Below are 19,646 nucleotides of genomic sequence, written 5' to 3'. Positions count from 1 at the left end.
CGCAGCAAATTAAATACCCATCCTAGCTGGGCGGGGCGGGGCCGGGGGGGCCGAGCCCACGTTTATGCGATTGGCAAGTGCCGCCGGCGTTGCCATCATGGCCTCCCAGGAGAGGACCGATGACCGACGAAGTGGCGATGTACCAGCAGTGGCACCTGTGGATCACCGAGGCGGCCGTGGACGCCCAGCGTCGTCGTGTGCAGCTGGAATTCGCCGAATACAGCCGCCTGCTGGCCAATCTGCAGCTACTCGAACAGGAGCGCTGGCAACAGGCATTGCCAGTCTGGCTACGAGGCGACGTGGAGATGGTGTCCACGCTCAAGCACTAGCGCCAGAACCTCGCAGCAGACCTGATGACCAGGCGCTGAACGACCGGCGGTACCTGGCGGTCAATGGGGTAGCCCAGGCGAATTTCGCGGGGTGAGCGAGGTTTATCCGGCCTACCTGGCCCTCCCAACGAGGATGTCCCCATGAAGCGTACCGCCCTGATCGCCCTGATGATGTTCGCCGCTGCTCCCGTGTTCGCCAAGGATCTGTGCGCGGTCCAGCTGCAGAAGCTGGACGATGCCAGCAAGATGAAGACCAACATGATCGGCCCGGGCAGTTCCCAGGCCCAGCAGATCGCCAGCTTCCGCAAGAGCGCCATGGAGGCGCAGAAGGCCGGCGACGAGAAGAAGTGCATCGCCCAGGCCAACCAGGCCCTGACCATGCTGCGTCAGCCGGGTGGCGAGGGCAACTAAGGCTCAAGCCCGCTATTGAAAGAGGCGCGCTCCCCCGGGATCGCGCCTCTTTACTGTCTATGCATCCAGTCGTGTTATGCTGGGATCCTTCCTTTTTCGACTGGAGAAATCCGCCATGGCCAAGGCCAAGCGCCTCTACGGCTGCACCGAATGCGGTGCCACCTTTCCCAAGTGGGCGGGCCAGTGTGGCGAGTGCGGTGCCTGGAACACCCTGGTGGAAACTGTCTTCGAGACCTCCGCCGTGCCTTCCGGTCGCGCCGGCTGGGCCGGGGCGCAGGCGACCATCAAGACCCTGGCCGAGGTCAGCGTCGAGGAAACCCCGCGCTTCACCACCGATTCCACCGAGCTTGACCGGGTGCTGGGTGGCGGCCTGGTGGATGGCTCCGTGGTGCTGATCGGCGGCGATCCCGGCATCGGCAAGTCCACCATCCTGCTGCAGACCCTCTGCCACCTGGCCGCGCGGATGCCGGCGCTCTATGTCACCGGCGAGGAATCCCAGCAGCAGGTGGCCATGCGCGCCCGCCGCCTGGGGCTGCCGGAAGACAAGCTCAAGGTCATGACCGAGACCTGCATCGAGACCATCGTTGCCACCGCCCGCCAGGAAAAGCCGCGGGTCATGGTGATCGACTCCATCCAGACCATCTTCACCGAACAGCTGCAGTCCGCCCCCGGCGGCGTGGCCCAGGTACGCGAGAGCGCGGCGCTGCTGGTGAGATTCGCCAAGCAGACCGGCACCGCCATCTTCCTGGTCGGCCATGTCACCAAGGAAGGCGCCCTGGCCGGACCGCGGGTATTGGAGCACATGGTCGACACCGTGCTCTATTTCGAGGGCGAGTCCGACGGCCGCCTGCGCATGCTGCGAGCGGTCAAGAACCGCTTTGGCGCGGTCAATGAACTGGGCGTGTTCGGCATGACCGACAAGGGCCTCAAGGAGGTTTCCAACCCTTCGGCGATCTTTCTCAACCGCGCCCAGGAGGCGGTGGCCGGCAGCGTGGTCATGGCGACCTGGGAGGGCTCGCGGCCGATGCTGGTGGAAGTGCAGGCGCTGGTGGATACCAGTCACCTGGCCAATCCGCGCCGGGTCACCGTCGGCCTCGACCAGAATCGCCTGGCCATGCTGCTGGCGGTGCTGCACCGCCATGGCAGCATTCCCACCTACGACCAGGACGTCTTCATCAACGTGGTCGGTGGGGTCAAGGTGCTGGAGACGGCGGTGGATCTGGCGCTGATGTCTGCGGTGATCTCCAGCCTGAGAGACCGCGCCCTACCGCACGACCTGCTGGTGTTCGGCGAAATCGGCCTGTCCGGCGAGATCCGCCCGGTGCCCAGTGGCCAGGAGCGCCTCAAGGAAGCCGCCAAGCATGGCTTCAAGCGTGCCATCGTGCCCAAGGGCAATGCTCCCAAGGATCCGCCGCCCGGTCTGCAGGTAGTTGCCGTGACCCGCCTCGAGCAGGCGCTGGATGCGCTCTTCGAATAGCGTCGGGCAGCATTTGTAATATTTTTTAAAACTCTCGGCGGGGCAGGGTGGTCTATCGGGCGCTTCCACGAACCCGGATACCCGCCATGCCTCGTCTGCTCCCGCTTTCCCTGTTCCTTGCCGGCCTTGCCACCAGTGCCCTGGTCCAGGCCGCCGATCCCAGCAGCTCCGCCCCGGCCAGCCTGGAGGTGGATCAGCTGGAGTGGCAGCATGCCGACGAAGGCAGCGTCTTCAATTGGGATCTGGAGGGCTGGGCCCTGGGCGGTGGTGCCAATCGCCTGGATTTCCGCAGCCAGGGCGAGCGTACCAACGGCCACACCGAGCAAGCCGAGGTGCAGGCGCTCTGGGGGCACACTCTGGCCAAGGGCTGGGGCAGCGTGGCCGGCATCCGCCAGGATTTCAAACCCGGCTCGCCACAGACCTGGGCGGCCCTGGGCATCCAGGAGCACGATCCCGAGGATCTCGACATCGAGATCACCGCCTTCTTCGGCGAGAACAGCCAGACCGCCCTGCGCCTGGAAGCCGAATACGACTGGGCGCTGACCCAGCGGCTGATCCTCCAGCCCCATACCGAGCTCAACTTCTACGGTCGCAACGACGAGTCCCGCGGCCAGGGCGCCGGCTTTGCCGAAAGCGAAGCGGGCTTGCGCCTGAGATACCAGGTGACCCCGGAGGTCGCGCCCTATGTCGGGGTGTCCTGGAACGCCACCCACGGCAATACCGCGGCCATGGCGCGGGAAGAGGGCGAAGACACCCACGACGCGCGCCTGGTGGTGGGTCTGCATCTGGAGTTCTAAACCCCGTTGGGCTTTGTTTCCGCTCAACCCAACCTACAAGGCTACCGTTGTAGGTTGGGTTGAGACGGTTTCATCGTCGAAGCCCAACAGCCAGGGCTGAGCCTCGCGCCTTGGTTTCGCTTTCGCTCAACCCTCCCAGGTCGCTCAGGGCGTACCCAGCGCCGCCAGCTCGCGCTCCAGCAGGGTCTCGTCGCCCAGGTTCAGCTCCACCAGGCGGCGCAGGTGGCTGATGGAATCCAGGTCGATCTGGCGACAGGCGAAGGCCAGCTGCTCGGGAGTTTCCCGCACCAGCTCCACGCCCATGGTCACCTGGGCCTCGTCGTTCAGCAGGATGCGCAGTTCATAGGTGGCGCTTGGCTGGGCCGACCAGTCGGCGGGCCGCGCCAGCAGCACGCCCTTGAGCGAGATATCGTCCACGGGCGCTGCCCACTGGTGCTCACCCTGGTGCAACTGCGCAGGGGCATCGAAGGTGAAGCGGGTAAAGCGGCGACGCTCGTTGGTGTCGTTCATGGAAAGGCTTCCTGAGGTTTCCTGATCACTGTAGACGACCGTGGCCGTCCCGTATCGACTGCGCCTGGAAGGGTAGCCGGCTGCGGCCAGCGGAGCTACAACGAGAGGGCTCATTGGTCACCAGGGTGCGAGCAGTGGCCTTGGTCAGGCGCTGGAAGTGCCCTCGGGGCGCCAGCCGTACTCGCGCGCATGGCGGACCAGGTCGGCCGGCTTCTGGATATCCAGCTTGCGGCGGATGCTCAGCCGATGGGTCTCCACCGTGCGCACGCTGAGCCCCAGCTGCTGGGCCATGGTCTTGTTGTTGAGGCCCTGGGCCATCAGCAGCAGCACCTGGCGTTCCCGCGGCGTGAGGTCGCCCTCGCTGGCTCCCCCTTCGCCCAGGCGGGCGGCGATGGCGCTGCTGTAGAAGCGCCCACCGACCGCCAGGGCTTCCACCGCGGCGATGATTTCCTCCGAGGGTGCATCCTTGAGCACATAGCCGGCCGCGCCGACCCGCAGCGAGGTGCTCACGTACTCGCGATTGTCGTACATGCTCAGGATCAGTACCCGAGCACGGGGTGCGCGCTCGGCGATCAGGGCGGTCAGCTCCAGGCCGTTGATGTCCTTGAGGCCGATGTCCACCAGCAGGATGTCCGGATCGAGGCGCGCCAGCAGGTCGAGGGCTTCCGCGCCGCTACCGGCCTCGCCGACCACGACGAAGCGCTCGATGGTGCCCAGCAGCGCCCGCACGCCGGCGCGGACCAGGGCATGGTCGTCGACCAGGAGGATGCGGATGGGCGTCATGTCGGGCTTTCCTCGTCGGCCGGGAGGTCCGAGCGTAGCAGAACCACGTCGAGGGTCGTGCCGCCGGGTCCGGACTGGATGGCGCAGCGACCCCCGAACAGCTCCACCCGCTCGCGGATGTTGCGCAGGCCGATGCCGCCGCTGAGGCGCTCCACCTGGCCGGTATCGAAACCGCGACCGTCGTCGTGCACGGTCAGGCAGATCCAGCGACCGCGGCGTTGCAGGTCGATGACCACGCGCCGGGCCGCGGCGTGGCGCTCGATGTTGGTCAGGGCCTCCTGGACGATGCGAAACAGGGCGACGTCCATGTCGCCACCGGCGGGACTGTCGTCCAGGGTCTGTCGATAGTCCACGTCCAGGCCGCTGCGCTGGCGGAATTCCTCCACCAGCTGGCCGAGTGCCGCAGGCAGGCCGAGGGTGTCCAGCAGGGAAGGGTGCAGGTCGTGGGAAATGCGGCGGATCTCGCCGATGGCGGCGGCCAGGCGCTGGGTGCCCTCGCGCAGGGTCTCGCCGGCGCTGGACTTGCCCGCGCCGAGTTCACGGCTGGCCAGTTCGAACTGGAACTTGATGGACACCAGCAGCTGGCTGATGCCGTCGTGCAACTCGCGGGACAGCCGCGACCTTTCCTCCTCCTGGGAAGTGATGAGGCGCTGGGTCAGCTGCTTGAGCTTGCGATCGGCCAGGCGGTGCTCGCTGACGTTGAGCGTCAGGCCGCCGGCGAACACCAGCAGCACCGCCACCAGGGCCACCCCGGCGCTGGCCAGCAGGGTGGTGCGGATGCCGGCGGCCACGTCGTGGCGGACCTGGGCGAGGGCGGCGTCCACGTCGTCCAGGTAGAGGCCGGTGCCCAGCACCCAGCCCCAGCGTTGCAGCTGGGTCACGTAGGCGAGCTTTTCCGCCATCTGGCCGCTGGACGGCTTCTGCCAGCCATAGCGCTGGAAGCCGTCGCCTTCCCGGGCGCTCCTGAGCAGCGCCTGGATCACCAGCAGGCCGGTACCGTCGGTCAGTTGCCAGAGATCCTGGCCGACCAGTTCGGGCTGGCGTGGATGCATGAGATTGCGGCCATGCTGGTCGTAGACGAAGAAATAGCCGTCGCTGCCGAAATTCAGGCTGGCCAGCAGCGCCAGTACCCTGGCCTTGGTGTCCTCGTCGTCGCGACCGCTGCCGTACAGCGGCTGGATGGCACTGACGCCCATCTCCACATAGTTGCGCAACTCGGTCTTCTTGCTGCCGAGAATGCTGTGTTCGAGCAGCCGGGCCTGCTGCTCGCCCAGGCGTTGACTCTGTTCCAGTACCACCAGGCAGACCGCGGCCACCGCCAGCAGCAGGGGCAGCAGTCCGAGGGCGACCATCTTGTATTTTAGCTGCATCGGCACCTGTCCGGACGGCCCGCTACGTAGAACTACGTAGTGGGCTTTGGGTAGTTCTGCGAATTTCGCTGTCGCGTCGAGCCGCCGATAGTAATATGGCTCCGCTGTGGGCTCTCACAATAACAAATATCGCCGCGGCCACTGGTGCGCGGCAGGAGAACAAGCATGACCCGAATGGCCAGCCATCTTGCCTGGTTCGCCGTTGCCGTACTGGGCGCCTTCGCGCTGGGTACCGTGGCGCTGAGTCGAGGCGAAGCGATCAACGCCCTCTGGATCGTGGTCGCCGCCGTGGCGATCTACCTCGTTGCCTACCGCTACTACAGCCTGTTCATCGCCACCAAGGTGATGGGGCTCGACGCCAAAAGAGCCACGCCCGCCGTCCTCAACAACGACGGCCTGGACTACGTCCCCACCAACAAGCACATCCTCTTCGGCCACCACTTCGCCGCCATCGCCGGCGCCGGTCCGCTGGTCGGTCCCGTGCTCGCCGCCCAGATGGGCTATCTGCCCGGCACCCTCTGGCTGATCGCCGGGGTGGTCTTCGCCGGCGCGGTCCAGGACTTCGTGGTGCTGTTCCTCTCCACCCGCCGCAACGGTCGCTCCCTGGGCGACATGGTGCGCGAGGAGATGGGGCGCATCCCTGGCACCATCGCCCTGTTCGGCTGCTTCCTGATCATGATCATCATCCTCGCGGTGCTGGCGCTGATCGTGGTCAAGGCCCTGGCCGAGAGCCCCTGGGGCATGTTCACGGTGATCGCCACCCTGCCGATCGCCATGTTCATGGGCGTCTACATGAGATACATCCGCCCCGGGCGCATCGGCGAGATCTCGCTGATGGGCGTGGTGCTGCTGCTGGCCTCCATCTGGGCCGGCGGCGTGGTCGCCGCCGATCCGGTCTGGGGTCCGGCCTTCACCTTCACCGGCGTGCAGATCACCTGGATGCTGATCGGCTATGGCTTCGTCGCCGCCGTGCTGCCGGTCTGGCTGGTACTGGCGCCGCGTGACTACCTGTCCACCTTCCTCAAGATCGGCACCATCATCGCCCTGGCCATCGGCATCCTGGTGACCATGCCGACGCTCAAGATGCCGGCCCTGACCCAGTTCGTCGACGGCACCGGTCCGGTGTGGAAGGGCACCCTGTTCCCCTTCCTGTTCATCACCATCGCCTGCGGCGCGGTGTCCGGCTTCCATGCCCTGATCAGCTCGGGCACCACGCCCAAGCTGATCGCCAAGGAAACCCACGCCCGCTACATCGGCTACGGCGCCATGCTGATGGAATCCTTCGTCGCCATCATGGCCATGGTCGCCGCCTCGGTGATCGAGCCGGGCGTCTACTTCGCCATGAACAGCCCGGCGGCCGTGGTCGGCGCCGACGTGGTCTCGGTGGCCGCCAAGATCAGTACCTGGGGCTTCGTGGTGACGCCCGAGATGCTGCAGGCCACCGCGGCCGAGATCGGCGAACACACCATCCTGGCCCGTGCCGGTGGCGCTCCGACCCTGGCGGTGGGCATCGCCCAGATCATGCACAACGTGCTGCCGGGCGAGAACACCATGGCCTTCTGGTACCACTTCGCCATCCTGTTCGAGGCACTGTTCATCCTCACCGCAGTAGACGCCGGCACCCGCGCCGGACGTTTCATGCTGCAGGATCTGCTGGGCAGCTTCGTGCCGTCCCTGAAGCGCACCGATTCCTGGACCGCCAACGTCATCGGCACCGCCGGCTGCGTGGCCCTCTGGGGCTGGCTGCTGTATCAGGGCGTGGTCGATCCGCTGGGCGGCATCAACACCCTCTGGCCGCTGTTCGGCATCTCCAACCAGATGCTCGCCGGTATTGCCCTGATGCTGGGCTCGGTGGTCCTGATCAAGATGAAGCGCCAGCGCTATGTCTGGGTCACCCTGGTGCCGGCGGTGTGGCTGCTGATCTGCACCACCACCGCCAGCCTGATCAAGCTGTTCGATTCGAATCCGGCGGTCGGCTTCCTGGCCCTGGCCAAGAAATACAGCACCGCCATGGCCCAGGGGCAGGTGATCGCCCCGGCCAAAAGCATGGAACAGATGCAGCACATCGTCTTCAACGCCTACACCAACGCCACCCTGTCGGTGCTGTTCCTGGTGGTGGTGATGAGCATCCTGTTCTTTTCCATCAAGGTCGGTCGCGCCGCCCTGGCCAAGCCCGAGCGCAGCGACCGCGAGACCCCGTTCCAGCCGGCAACGGGCGTTTAAAGGAGAATCCTCATGTTCAATGACCTGGGTCGCATGGGTAAGTACCTGGGGCAGGCCGCCAAGATGCTGGTGGGCATGCCCGACTACGACACCTATGTCGAGCACATGCGCGGCAAGCATCCGGACCAGCCGGTGATGAGCTACGAAGCCTTCTTCCGCGAGCGCCAGGAAGCGCGCTACGGTGGCGGCAAGTCCGGCGCCATACGCTGCTGCTGACCCAGGGTCACCTAGGCCGGGCTCCATGCCCGGCCTCTTTCTGTCTGGAGTTTTCCATGCGTGAAGCTATTCCCGTCACCGTCCTGACCGGCTTTCTCGGCGCCGGCAAGACCACCCTGCTAAAGCACATCCTGCAGGCCGAGCACGGTCTCAGGATCGCCGTGATCGAAAACGAATTCAGCGCCCTGGATGTCGACGGCGAACTGCTGGAAGACGCCGGCGCCGTGCAGCTGATGAAGGTGGCCAACGGCTGCGTCTGCTGCACCGGCAGCAAGGACCTGGCCTATGCCCTGACCGTGCTGCTGGAGCGACTGGACAGCGGTGAGCTGGACTTCGAGCGGCTGGTGGTGGAGTGCACGGGCCTGGCCGATCCCGGTCCGGTGGCCCAGACCTTCTTTACCGACGACCTCCTGCGCGAGCGCTATCTGCTCGACGGGGTGCTGACCCTGGTGGACGCCGTCCACGCCAGCGAGCAACTGAGCGATCCGCTGCTGCAGGCGCAGATCGGTTTCGCCGATCGCCTGCTGCTGACCAAGCTCGACCTGGTCGAACCGGCGGCCATCGAGGCGCTGGAGAACCGCCTGCAGCGCATCAACCGCCGCGCGCCGATCCGCCATGTCGACCATGGCCGCATCGACCTGGCCGAGTTGCTGGACATCCGCGGCTTCAACCTGCACGACGAGGACCTGGCGCCACCGACGCTGTTCCGGCCGCTGCGGCCGGTGTCGGAAGCCGTCAGTCTCACCGAACGCATCCAGTCCATCGCCATCCGCGAGTCGCGGCCCTACGATCAGGACAAGATCGGCAAGGTGATGGAGATGCTGCTCGATACCCTCGGCTGCGACCTGCTGCGCTACAAGGGCCTGCTCAACATCGCGGGCGAGGAGCGCCGTCTGCTGTTCCAGGGCGTACAGCAGATCTATGCCGCCGATTGGGAACGCGATTGGGCGCCGGACGAGGAGCGTGAAAGCCGCGTGGTGCTGATCGGCATGGATCTGCCGGAAGAGCGCATCCGCGCCGCCTTCGAGCGGGCGGTTGCCAAATAGGCGTCAGGTCTCTGGCTGGCCGGTACGGCTGGCCAGCCGCTCCAGCGCAGCCCTGAGCTTGGGATCGCGGATTCCCGCCGCGACTTCGCGCAGGCTGTCGGCGCCGACCTGACTGACCAGGCGCACCGGTCGGACGCGGGTGGCAACGCCAGGACTCGGTTGCATCTTGAACTGCAGGCGCAGCAAGCCGGCGAATTCCGGCGCCTGCTGCAGCAGTCTGAGCAGGCGCCGCTGCTGATAGCGCAACCGGGTCGCCCAGTGGGCGTCGTTGACCACCAGCAGCAGGGTCCCCTCGCGCCAGCTGGCCACCCGGCAATGGGGACGAGCGGCCGGTTGCAGCTGCTCTTCCAGCAACTGTTGCAGCCGACCCAGCCGCTCGGCCTCGCGAAACAGCGCCTTGAGCGGTTTGGCCTGGCGCAGCAGGGCGGCGGGAGCGACGGCGGAGAGGGGGCGAAAGGCCATGCGCAGGACTCGCGATGGGCGAAGAGGAGAGGCCGATGGTAACAGATCGCTCTGGCGTCCTGGCGGCCGGGGGGCCGTCGTTCTTTCCTCATCGGCATTTCCGAGTAGAATGCCCGATTACCATCGCGGGACACCGCGGGTTTCAACCCCCGCGCCCAGGCGTCTGGCCAGGCTCTGCAGAGGCCTTGCCGCCCGTTTCGCTCCCCTCATTCCAGCGGAAGAATTCCAGTCGATATGTTTGCGCCTTTGTTGAAGAAATTCTTTGGAAGCAAGAACGAACGAGATGTCAAACGCCTAGGCAAGGTCGTGGTAGCCACCAATGCGTTGGAATCCCAGATTGCCTCCCTGAGCGACGAGCAACTGCGCGCCAAGACCGAGGAATTCAAGCAGCGCGTCGCGCAGGGCGAGTCCCTCGACGCGCTGATGCCCGAAGCCTTCGCCGTGGTCCGCGAGGCCGGCAAGCGGGTCATGGGCATGCGCCACTTCGACGTCCAGCTGATCGGTGGCGCCGCGCTGCACGAGGGCAAGATCGCCGAGATGCGTACCGGTGAGGGCAAGACCCTGGTGGGCACCCTGCCGGTCTACCTCAACGCGCTGTCCGGCAAGGGCGTCCACGTGGTCACGGTCAACGACTACCTGGCCCGCCGCGACGCCAACTGGATGCGGCCGCTGTACGAATTCCTCGGCCTGTCGATCGGCATCATCCTGCCGTTCCAGCCGCCGGAAGAGAAACGCGCCGCCTATGCCTCGGACATCACCTACGGCACCAACAACGAATTCGGCTTCGACTACCTGCGCGACAACATGGCCTTCAGCATGGCCGAGAAGTACCAGCGCGAGCTGAACTTCGCGGTGGTCGACGAGGTGGACTCCATCCTCATCGACGAAGCCCGGACCCCGCTGATCATCTCCGGCCAGGCCGAAGACAGCTCCGAGCTCTACCAGAAGATCAACCTGCTGATCCCGCGTCTGCAGCAGCACATCGAGGAAGAAGAGGGCAATCCGACCCAGGTCGGCCACTACACCATCGATGAAAAGACCCGCCAGGTGGAGATCACCGAGCTGGGTCACCAGTTCATCGAGGAGATGCTCACCGAGACCGGTCTGCTGGCCGAGGGCGAGAGTCTCTACTCCGCGCACAACCTGGGCCTCTTGACCCACGTGTTCGCCGGCCTGCGCGCCCACACCCTGTTCCATCGCAACGTCGAGTACATCGTCCAGCAGGACCAGGTGCTGCTGATCGACGAGCACACCGGCCGGACCATGCCGGGTCGTCGCCTCTCCGAAGGCCTGCACCAGGCCATCGAGGCCAAGGAAGGACTGCCGATCCAGCCCGAGAGCCAGACCCTGGCCTCGACCACCTTCCAGAACTACTTCCGCCTCTACAACAAGCTCGGTGGCATGACCGGCACCGCCGACACCGAGGCCTTCGAATTCCGCCAGATCTACAACCTCGACGTGCTGGTCATCCCGACCCACCGCGAGATCGCCCGTAAGGACTTCAACGACCTGGTCTATCTGACCCAGGCCGAGAAGTACCAGGCCATCATCGAGGACGTGAAGCAGTGCCAGGCCGAAGGCCGTCCGGTGCTGGTGGGTACCGCCTCCATCGAGAGCTCCGAGTACGTCGACCAGTTGCTGACCCAGGCCGGCATCGAGCACAAGGTGCTCAACGCCAAGTACCACGAACGGGAAGCCGAGATCATCGCCCAGGCCGGTCGTCCGGGCGCCGTGACCATCGCCACCAACATGGCCGGTCGCGGTACCGACATCCTGCTCGGCGGTAACTGGGAAGTGGAAGTCGCGGCCCTGGAGAATCCCACCGAGGAGCAGATCGCCGCGATCAAGGCCGCCTGGCAGGCGCGTCACAAGCAGGTCATCGATGCCGGCGGCCTGCACGTGATCGCCTCCGAGCGCCACGAGTCCCGCCGGATCGACAACCAGCTGCGCGGCCGTGCCGGTCGCCAGGGCGACCCGGGTTCCAGCCGCTTCTACCTGTCGCTGGAAGACAGCCTGATGCGCATCTTCGCCTCCGACCGGGTGAAGAACTTCATGAAGGCCCTGGGCATGCAGGGCGGCGAGGCCATCGAGCACCGTATGGTCACCAACGCCATCGAGAAGGCGCAGCGCAAGGTTGAAGGCCGCAACTTCGATATCCGCAAGCAGCTGCTGGAATACGATGACGTGGCCAACGAGCAGCGCAAGGTGATCTATCACATGCGCGACACCCTGCTGGAAAACGAAGACGTCGGCGACACCATCAAGGGCTTCCGCGAGGAGACCCTGACCCAGGTGATCAACGAGCACATCCCGCCGCAGTCGCTGCCCGAGCAGTGGGACGTTCCCGGCCTGGAAGCCGAGATCTACAGCGTCTTCGGTCAGCAACTGCCCATCGCCCAATGGCTGGACGAGGACGACAAGCTGTACGAGGACACCCTGCGGGTGAAGATCCTCGAACAGCTCGAAGCGGCCTACCTGGAAAAGGAAGACATGGCCGGTCGCGAGGCCCTGCGCAACTTCGAGAAGCAGATGCTGCTGCGGGTGGTCGACGACCTCTGGAAGGATCACCTCACCACCATGGACCACCTGCGCCACGGCATCCATCTGCGCGGCTACGCCCAGAAGAATCCCAAGCAGGAATACAAGCGCGAGTCCTTCAACCTGTTCCAGGAATTGCTGGACAGCATCAAGCGCGACACCATCCGCGTGCTGTCCCACGTCCAGGTGCGCCGCGAGGATCCGGTCGAGGAAGAGGAGCGCATGCGCCGCGAGGCCGAGGCCCTGGCCGAGCGCATGCAGTTCCAGCATGCCGAGGCGCCTTCGCTGGTCGACCCCGAGGTGCTCGAGGACGAGCAGGGCGAAGACACCGTGGTGCCCTTGCAGCCCCAGCGCAATGACCAGAAGATCGGTCGCAACGAGCCGTGCCCCTGCGGTTCCGGCAAGAAGTACAAGCAGTGCCACGGCAAGCTCGACTGAGACCTGCCCAGGCAGCCGGGGCGACGGCAACCTGTCGGCATAGCTGCCGACAGGTTGTAAACTCCACCCGCTAGGCTGTCCGCGCCCCTTGCCTAGGCTGGGCAAGGTGGGCGCTGGAAGGCTGCTTTCCACGCCGCGACCGGTTTTCCGCTCGCGGCGTTTCCTTTTCTTTCACTGGAGTTTCCCCATGGCTGTCGGTCTCGGTCCGCTCTCCACGCTGCACCCGGTTCCCGGTTTCGAACTCGGTATCGCCTCCGCCGGCATCAAGCGTCCCGGGCGCAAGGATGTGGTGGTGATGCGCTGTGCCGAAGGCTCCAGCGTGGCCGGGGTCTTTACCCTGAACGCCTTCTGCGCCGCGCCGGTGATCGTCGCCCGCCAGCGCTTCGCCGGCCCCGTGCGCTACCTGCTGACCAACACCGGCAATGCCAACGCCGGTACCGGCCAGCCGGGCCTGGCCGCGGCCGAGCGCACCACCAAGACGCTGGCCACCCTGGCCAGCGTCGGCGAGGCGGCGGTGCTGCCGTTCTCCACCGGGGTGATCGGCGAACCGCTACCGGTGGAAAAGATCGAAGCCGCGCTGCCGGCCGCCCTGGCCGATCTGGCCGAAGACAACTGGGCCGCTGCCGCCACCGGCATCATGACCACCGACACCCTGCCCAAGGGCGCCAGCCGTCAGTTCCAGGTGGATGGCACCACCGTTACCGTGACCGGCATCAGCAAGGGTGCCGGCATGATCAAGCCGAACATGGCGACCATGCTCGGTTATGTGGCCACCGACGCCAAGGTCGCCCGGGGCCTGCTGCAGGATCTGCTGGCCGATGCCGCCAACCGCTCCTTCAACCGCATCACCATTGATGGCGACACCTCCACCAACGACTGCTGCATGCTGGTGGCCACCGGCCAGGCGGCCATGGCGGAAATCACCCAGGCCAGCGGCACGGCCTTCGAGCAGCTGCGCGAGACGGTGTTCGCGGTATTCGCCGAATTGGCCCAGGCCATCGTGCGTGACGGCGAAGGTGCCACCAAGTTCGTCACCGTGCAGGTCAATGGCGGTGGCAATGCCCAGGAGTGCCTGGACGTCGGCTACGCCGTGGCCCATTCGCCGCTGATCAAGACCGCGCTGTTCGCCTCCGATCCCAACTGGGGCCGCATCCTCGCCGCCGTCGGCCGGGCCGGCGTGCCCCAGCTGGACGTCAGCCTGATCGACGTCTTCCTTGGCGGCGTGCAGATCTGCCAGCAGGGCGGTCGCGCGGCCACCTATACGGAAGAGCAGGGGGCGCGGGTCATGGCCCAGGCGGAGATCGAGATCCGCATCGAGCTGGGTCGCGGCAGCCACAGCGAGACCATCTGGACCACCGACCTGTCCCACGACTACGTGAAGATCAACGCCGAGTACCGTACCTGACGGCTACCCGACGCCTTGGCGCCCGTTCCGACGGGCGCCTGCGGCGGTCCTCGCGGACCGCATCGTTTCGAGGAATCCCCGCATGTCCCAGCTGCAACTCGTGATCGGCAACAAGAATTTCTCCTCCTGGTCGTTGCGGGCCTGGCTGGCCATGGAGCTCAGCGGCGCCGCCTTCGAAGAGGTGTCGATCCCGCTCTATACCCCCAACAGCCGCGCCTTGCTCAAGGCCCAGTCGCCTACCGGCAAGGTGCCGGTGCTCAAACTGGCCGAGGGCACCATCTGGGATTCCCTGGCCATCGTCGAGTATCTCGCCGAGGCCTATCCCGACGCCGGGCTGTGGCCGACGGATACCCTGGCCCGCGCCCATGCCCGCGCGCTGTGCGCCGAGATGCACAGTGGCTTCCTGGCCCTGCGCCGCGAGCTGCCCATGGACCTGCGTCGCCGCCAGCGGCTGAAGTCGACCACCGCCGAGGCGGTGGAAGACATCCAGCGCATCCAGCGCCTGTGGCGCGAATGCCGTGAGCGCTATGGGCAGCAAGGCCCCTATCTGTTCGGTACGCCGACCATCGCCGATGCCTTCTATGCTCCGGTCGCCAGCCGCTTCCGCAGCTACGGGGTGGAACTGTCGGCCGAGGCGGCCGCCTATGTCGAAACCATCTACGCCTGGCCGGCCTTCCAGCGCTGGCTGGCGGAGGCTGAAACGGAGGAGCAGAGCGCATGAGCCGTCTGCATGTCGTCGCCGCGGTGATCCGCGACCCCCAGGGGCAGATCCTTATCGCCCAACGTCCCGCGCACAAGCACCAGGGCGGCCTCTGGGAATTTCCGGGAGGCAAGGTCGAGGCCGGTGAAGCGCCGGCCGTGGCCCTTGCGCGCGAACTGGCCGAGGAGCTGGGTATCCAGGTGACAGCGGCTCGCCCGCTGCTGCAGGTGCGCCACGACTATCCCGACCAGGCGGTGCTGCTGGATGTCTGGCAGGTGGACGCCTTCAGCGGCGACGCCCATGGCGCCGAAGGCCAGCCGCTGGCCTGGGTCGCCCCGCGTGACCTGGTCAACTACGACTTTCCGGCGGCCAACCGGCCCATCGTCCAGGCGGCGCGGTTGCCGGAGCGCTACCTCATCACCCCTGGTGAGCTGACCACCGCGGAATTGCTCAATGGCCTGCACCGGGCGCTGGACAACGGTATCCGCCTGGTCCAGCTGCGCACACCGGACAATTTCGATCCGCAGTACCGCGACCTGGCCGGCGATGTCCAGGGGCTCTGCACCGGGCGCGCCCAGCTGATGCTCAAAGGGCCGCTGGAGTGGTTGGGTGATTTCCCCGCGGCTGGCTGGCACCTGACCACCGAGCAGTTGCGCCGCTATGCGCCCAATGGCCGGCCCTTCCCGGAGCAGCGCCTGCTGGCGGCTTCCTGCCATGACGCCGGGGAGCTGGCTCTGGCCCAGCAGATGGGTGTGGATTTCGTCACCCTGTCGCCGGTGATGCCCACCGCGAGCCACCCCGGCGCCCCGACCCTGGGCTGGGTCAAGGCCCAGCAACTGCTGGCCGACTGCAATCTGCCGGCCTATCTGCTGGGGGGGCTGGGCGATGACGACCTCGCCGGCGCCTGGCAGGCCGGCGCCCAGGGCGTGGCGGCGATCCGCGCGTTCTGGCCTACACCGGCGTAGGTTGGCGCTGAGCGCAACGAAGCCCAACAGGGATGCACCGTGCTCGTGCCTGTTGGGCTTCGACGATGGAGCCGTCTCAACCCAACCTACGATTCTCGACGTAGGTTGGCGCTGAGCGCAGGGAAGCCCAACAGGGATGCACCGTGCTCGGCCTGTTGGGCTTCGACGATGGAGCCGTCTCAACCCAACCTACGATTCTCGACGTAGGTTGGGTTGAGCGCAGCGAAGCCCAAGAAAAAGCCCGCCAATTGGCGGGCTTTTTCTTATCGGCGGAGAAAGTTACAGCCGCGGATAATCGATGTAGCCCACCGGGCCCTTGCTGTAGAAGGTGTCCGGATGCGGCTCGTTCAGCGCGGCGTCCTGCTCCAGCCGTTGCGGCAGATCCGGGTTGGCGATGAAGGGCACGCCAAAAGCCACCGCATCGGCCTTGCCTTCTTCCAGCCAGGCATTGGCCTTGGCCTTGTCGAATTTCTCGTTGGCGATGTACACGCCACCAAAGGCCGCCTTGAGATCCGGGCCGAGGCTGTCGCTGCCGGCCGCTTCGCGGATGCAGATGAAGGCGACCTGGCGCTGGCCCAGCTCGCGGGCGACATGGCCAAAGGTGGCGGCGGGGTCGCTGTCGCCCATGGTGTGCATGTCGCCACGGGTGGACAGGTGCACGCCGACGCGATCGGCGCCCCAGACATCGATGCAGGCATCGGTCACTTCCAGCAGCAGCCGGGCGCGATTCTCGATGGAGCCGCCATAGTTGTCGGTACGCTGGTTGGTATCGCTCTGCAGGAACTGGTCGAGCAGATAGCCGTTCGCCCCATGGACCTCGACGCCGTCGAAGCCGGCACGCTTGGCGTTCTCCGCGCCATGCCGATAGGCGGCGACGATGCCGGGGATCTCGGCGGTTTCCAGCGCCCGCGGGGTGACATAGTCACGCTTGGGGCGCAGCAGGCTGACGTGACCCTGGGCGGCGATGGCGCTCGGCGCCACTGGCAGTTCGCCGTCGAGGTAACGGGGGTCGGAGATGCGCCCCACATGCCAGAGTTGCAGCACGATACGGCCACCGGCCTTGTGCACGGCAGTGGTCACCCGTTGCCAGCCGGCCACCTGCGCATCGGACCAGATGCCGGGGGTGTCGGGATAACCCACGCCCATGGGGTCCACCGAGGTGGCCTCGGTGATGATCAGGCCGGCGGACGCGCGTTGCACGTAGTACTCGACCATCAGGTCGCCCGGGACCCGGCCCGGTTCAGCGCGGCAGCGAGTGAGGGGCGCCATGATGACGCGGTTGGGCAGTTCCAGGGCGCCGATCTTGATCGGCTCGAACAGCTGAGTCATGGCTAGCTCTCTTGATTAGCTGGCGGTCGCCAGGCCGCTCTTGCGGGCCTGGCTGGCAGTCAGCAGGGTGGCGATGAGGGCCAGCAGGGCGAGCCCGCTGGCGGCAAGGGGTACCGCGGTAAGACCCAGGCCGTGGTCGATCACCAGGCCGCCGACCCAGGCGCCGAGGGCGTTGCCCACGTTGAAGGCGCCGATGTTGAGGGTCGAGACCAGATTCGGCGCGTCCTTGCCGAAGGTGACCACGTTGATCTGCAGGGCCGGCACGGCGGCGAAGGCGGCGGCGGCCCAGAGGAAGAGGGTGATCTCGGCGGGCAGGAAGGCATGACCGGTCCAGCGCAGCGCGGCGGAGGTCAACGCCAGGGCGACGAAGATGCCTACCAGGCTGGTGGCCAGGCGCCAGTCGGCCAGGCGGCCACCGATGAAGTTGCCCAGGGTCAGGCCCAGGCCGATCAGCAGCAGGGTGCCGGTCACGCCCCGCGGCGAGACACCGGTGACTTCCTGCAGCAGCGGCGCCACATAGGTGAAGAGGGCGAACATGGAGGCGGCGAAGAATACCGTCATCGACAGCGCCAGCCAGAAGCCCAGGCCGCGCAGGGCGAGCAACTCCCGGCGCAGGTCGGCGCGCGGCTGGTTGCGGTCGGCCGGCAGTACCCGCCAGAGCCCGATCAGGGCGACCACGCCGATCACCACCACCGCCCAGAAGGTCGAGCGCCAGCCAGCCGCCTGACCCAGGGCGGTACCCAGGGGCACGCCCAGCACATTGGCCAGAGTCAGACCGGTGAACATCAGGGCCACCGCCGAGGCGCGGCGATTCTCCGGGACCAGGCTCGCGGCGACGACCGCGCCGATACCGAAGAAGGCGCCATGGCAGAGGGCGGTGACCACCCGCGCCAGCATCAGCATGTTGTAGCCGCTGGCCACTGCGCAGAGCAGGTTACCGACGATGAAGATGCCCATCAGCGCGAGCAGGGCACGCTTGCGCGGCCAGTGGGCCGTGGCCAAGGCCATGAAGGGCGCGCCAACGGCCACGCCCAGGGCATAGCCGGTGACCAGCCAGCCGGCGCCGGGGATGGACACGCCGAGATCGGCGGCGACATTGGGCAGCAGGCCCATGATGACAAATTCGGTGGTGCCGATGGCGAAAGCGCTCAGCGCCAGCACGATGAGAGAAGCGGGCATCAGGATTCCTTGCAGACTAGAGTTCGCGGGCGAGGCGTTGCACAAAGGCCTGGATGGCGGCCTCGTCGCGTTGGTAGAACACCCATTGACCGATGCGCCGCGTGGTGACCAGGCCGGCTCGGGTCAGTACCGCCAGGTGCGCCGAGACCGTCGACTGCGACAGCCCCGCCCGGGCCTCGATCTGCCCGGCGCAGACGCCCGTGCCCAGGTCATGGTCCTGGTGCGGAAAGTACTGCCGGGGATCGCGCAGCCAACTCAGGATCTGGCGGCGCAGGGGATTGGCCAAGGCTTTGAGGATTTCGTCCATCACGGTCGCATCGTCATATTGGGTTGTGGCGAACCTTAAATCGTAAAAAATCGATATGCAAGCTATCCATATTCGATTCTGCCTATCGCGGGCTTAGAGGCTCACTATCGCGATAAGTGTCCGCGCGCGCCGCTTCGTTCAGTTGCGATTCAGATCGGGCGGCTAGAATTGCCAGGTGCGGCCCTGTCCGCCGCGATGGATCTTCAAGGAGTAAAGACATGGCGCTGCCCACCCGTATCCTTCTCGCCAGCCTGGCCCTGGCCACCCTGGCCGGATGCGCTTCCCCCAATCCCTACGAAAATCAGGGTCAGGCCAGCGGTGGCACCTCCAACACCGCCAAGTACGGTGGCCTGGGCGCTCTCGCCGGCGCCGTCGCCGGTGCCGCCATCGATCACAATCATCGGGGCAAGGGTGCGCTGATCGGCGCCGCGGCCGTGGGCGCAGCGGCAGCGGGCTACGGCTACTACGCCGACCGCCAGGAAGCCGAATTGCGCCGGCAGATGGAAAACACCGGCGTCGAGGTGCAGCGCCAGGGCGATGACATCAAGCTGATCATGCCCGGCAACATCACCTTCGCCACCGACTCGGCCGACATCGCCAACAGCTTCTACAAGCCGCTGAACGACCTGGCCAATTCCTTCAAGCAGTTCGATCAGAACAGCATCGAGATCGTCGGCTATACCGACAGCACCGGCAGCCGCGCCCACAACATCGAGTTGTCCCAGCGCCGGGCGCAGAACGTTGCCGGCTACCTGACCGCTCAGGGCGTACCCGCGGCGCGACTGAGCACCCGCGGCGCCGGTCCCGATGCGCCCATCGCCAGCAACGCCAGCGCCGATGGCCGGGCGCAGAATCGTCGCGTCGAGGTCAATCTGCGTCCCCTGCCCGGAGCGACCGGCACCCCCGCCCAGCAATGACCGCTCGTCGCCCGTGAACCGCAGTTTCCGCGCCCTCGTGAAGGGCGGCGGAAACTGCTTTTCCATTTTGCGCTCTGATAGACGTCGCAAAGGCCCCCTCCTGTCAAATGGCAGGCGGCAGGCGCCTGTCCGGCTGCTACGCTAGTAGGGTTGGAGCGACACATCGCATAACGGACACGAAGGGAAGGGGTAGCCAGCCGCATATGGCTGCTGCACGGCGGCAGAAGCCGCGGGGAGAAAAGGC

The 19,646-nt window shown here is 66.3% G+C and carries 18 protein-coding genes and 1 pseudogene; 12 read left to right on the top strand and 7 right to left on the bottom strand.

Features of this window, described 5'->3' with window-relative positions; genetic code table 11:
* Positions 1-119 precede the first annotated feature (119 nt).
* The 4 genes from QMX82_RS15850 to QMX82_RS15835 all read left to right on the top strand — a co-directional run bounded on the left by QMX82_RS15850 (position 120) and on the right by QMX82_RS15835 (position 3,014).
* Complete coding sequence (locus QMX82_RS15850; protein ID WP_133862129.1) at positions 120-329, top strand: hypothetical protein; 210 nt, start codon at positions 120-122, stop codon at positions 327-329.
* A 141-nt stretch (positions 330-470) separates the two neighbouring features.
* On the top strand, positions 471-740 hold the full coding sequence (locus QMX82_RS15845; RefSeq protein ID WP_133862128.1) for a hypothetical protein: 270 nt from the start codon (positions 471-473) through the stop codon (positions 738-740).
* Between the two features lie 115 nt (positions 741-855).
* A complete protein-coding gene (gene radA, locus QMX82_RS15840) occupies positions 856-2,217 on the top strand; it encodes a DNA repair protein RadA (protein WP_282285238.1) in 1,362 nt (453 codons plus the stop codon).
* Between the two features lie 86 nt (positions 2,218-2,303).
* On the top strand, positions 2,304-3,014 hold the full coding sequence (locus tag QMX82_RS15835; RefSeq protein WP_133862127.1) for a copper resistance protein B: 711 nt from the start codon (positions 2,304-2,306) through the stop codon (positions 3,012-3,014).
* 144 nt (positions 3,015-3,158) lie between these two features.
* On the opposite strand, the gene QMX82_RS15830 is transcribed toward QMX82_RS15835, so the two are convergent.
* The 3 genes from QMX82_RS15830 to QMX82_RS15820 form a co-directional block, all read right to left on the bottom strand.
* A complete protein-coding gene (locus tag QMX82_RS15830) occupies positions 3,159-3,524 on the bottom strand; it encodes a PilZ domain-containing protein (protein ID WP_133862126.1) in 366 nt (121 codons plus the stop codon).
* A 144-nt stretch (positions 3,525-3,668) separates the two neighbouring features.
* Positions 3,669-4,307 (bottom strand): response regulator, encoded by a 639-nt coding sequence (locus QMX82_RS15825; protein WP_133862125.1) that lies wholly within the window; start codon positions 4,305-4,307, stop codon positions 3,669-3,671.
* Positions 4,304-5,677: a cache domain-containing protein gene (locus QMX82_RS15820; protein WP_208694086.1), complete on the bottom strand. Its 1,374-nt coding sequence runs from the start codon at positions 5,675-5,677 to the stop codon at positions 4,304-4,306. Before QMX82_RS15820 ends, QMX82_RS15825 begins: the two co-directional genes overlap by 4 nt.
* A 165-nt stretch (positions 5,678-5,842) precedes the next feature.
* Between QMX82_RS15820 and QMX82_RS15815 the strand changes: the two genes are divergently transcribed.
* Genes QMX82_RS15815 through yjiA form a run of 3 tightly spaced genes read left to right on the top strand, consistent with a single transcriptional unit; the run spans position 5,843 to position 9,162 of the window.
* The gene (locus QMX82_RS15815) at positions 5,843-7,900 is read left to right on the top strand and encodes a carbon starvation CstA family protein (RefSeq protein WP_158895670.1); all 2,058 of its coding nucleotides are present in this window, start codon (positions 5,843-5,845) and stop codon (positions 7,898-7,900) included.
* A gap of 12 nt (positions 7,901-7,912) precedes the next feature.
* Positions 7,913-8,116 carry a YbdD/YjiX family protein gene (locus QMX82_RS15810; protein ID WP_007162682.1) on the top strand — a complete coding sequence of 68 codons (204 nt, stop codon included), beginning with the start codon at positions 7,913-7,915 and terminating at the stop codon, positions 8,114-8,116.
* Positions 8,117-8,172: 56 nt separating this feature from the next.
* Positions 8,173-9,162, top strand: coding sequence for a GTPase (gene yjiA, locus QMX82_RS15805; protein ID WP_282285224.1), 990 nt, complete (start codon positions 8,173-8,175; stop codon positions 9,160-9,162).
* A gap of 3 nt (positions 9,163-9,165) precedes the next feature.
* Here the strand turns inward: yjiA and QMX82_RS15800 are convergent, their stop codons facing one another.
* Positions 9,166-9,624: a DciA family protein gene (locus tag QMX82_RS15800; protein ID WP_133862121.1), complete on the bottom strand. Its 459-nt coding sequence runs from the start codon at positions 9,622-9,624 to the stop codon at positions 9,166-9,168.
* Between the two features lie 234 nt (positions 9,625-9,858).
* Between QMX82_RS15800 and secA the strand changes: the two genes are divergently transcribed.
* The 4 genes from secA (at position 9,859) to QMX82_RS15780 (ending at position 15,670) form a co-directional block, all read left to right on the top strand.
* Positions 9,859-12,600, top strand: a complete 2,742-nt coding sequence (gene secA, locus QMX82_RS15795; RefSeq protein WP_133862120.1) for a preprotein translocase subunit SecA — start codon at positions 9,859-9,861, stop codon at positions 12,598-12,600.
* Between the two features lie 187 nt (positions 12,601-12,787).
* A complete protein-coding gene (argJ, locus tag QMX82_RS15790) occupies positions 12,788-14,005 on the top strand; it encodes a bifunctional glutamate N-acetyltransferase/amino-acid acetyltransferase ArgJ (RefSeq protein ID WP_282285222.1) in 1,218 nt (405 codons plus the stop codon).
* A gap of 82 nt (positions 14,006-14,087) precedes the next feature.
* Positions 14,088-14,726: a glutathione S-transferase family protein gene (locus tag QMX82_RS15785; protein ID WP_133862118.1), complete on the top strand. Its 639-nt coding sequence runs from the start codon at positions 14,088-14,090 to the stop codon at positions 14,724-14,726.
* Positions 14,723-15,670 carry a Nudix family hydrolase gene (locus tag QMX82_RS15780; protein ID WP_282285220.1) on the top strand — a complete coding sequence of 316 codons (948 nt, stop codon included), beginning with the start codon at positions 14,723-14,725 and terminating at the stop codon, positions 15,668-15,670. The genes QMX82_RS15785 and QMX82_RS15780 overlap by 4 nt, the downstream gene beginning before the upstream one ends.
* Before the next feature lie 279 nt (positions 15,671-15,949).
* Here QMX82_RS15780 and QMX82_RS15775 read toward each other — a convergent pair whose 3' ends face one another.
* The 3 genes from QMX82_RS15775 to QMX82_RS15765 are packed head-to-tail and all read right to left on the bottom strand — an operon-like array spanning position 15,950 to position 18,485.
* The gene (locus QMX82_RS15775; RefSeq protein WP_133862116.1) at positions 15,950-16,999 is read right to left on the bottom strand and encodes an alkene reductase; all 1,050 of its coding nucleotides are present in this window, start codon (positions 16,997-16,999) and stop codon (positions 15,950-15,952) included.
* Between the two features lie 15 nt (positions 17,000-17,014).
* Positions 17,015-18,178, bottom strand: a complete 1,164-nt coding sequence (locus QMX82_RS15770) for an MFS transporter (RefSeq protein ID WP_282285217.1) — start codon at positions 18,176-18,178, stop codon at positions 17,015-17,017.
* Positions 18,179-18,194: 16 nt separating this feature from the next.
* Positions 18,195-18,485, bottom strand: coding sequence for an ArsR/SmtB family transcription factor (locus tag QMX82_RS15765; protein ID WP_133862220.1), 291 nt, complete (start codon positions 18,483-18,485; stop codon positions 18,195-18,197).
* A gap of 195 nt (positions 18,486-18,680) precedes the next feature.
* On the opposite strand from QMX82_RS15765, the pseudogene QMX82_RS15760 reads away from it, so the two are divergent.
* Positions 18,681-19,402: pseudogene (locus QMX82_RS15760) on the top strand (OmpA family protein).
* Positions 19,403-19,646 lie beyond the last annotated feature (244 nt).

Source organism: Pseudomonas sp. PS02302 (assembly GCF_029959585.1).
In the GTDB taxonomy this organism is placed as follows: domain Bacteria; phylum Pseudomonadota; class Gammaproteobacteria; order Pseudomonadales; family Pseudomonadaceae; genus Chryseomonas; species Chryseomonas aestiva.
This window is presented reverse-complemented; position numbering and strand designations above follow the sequence as displayed.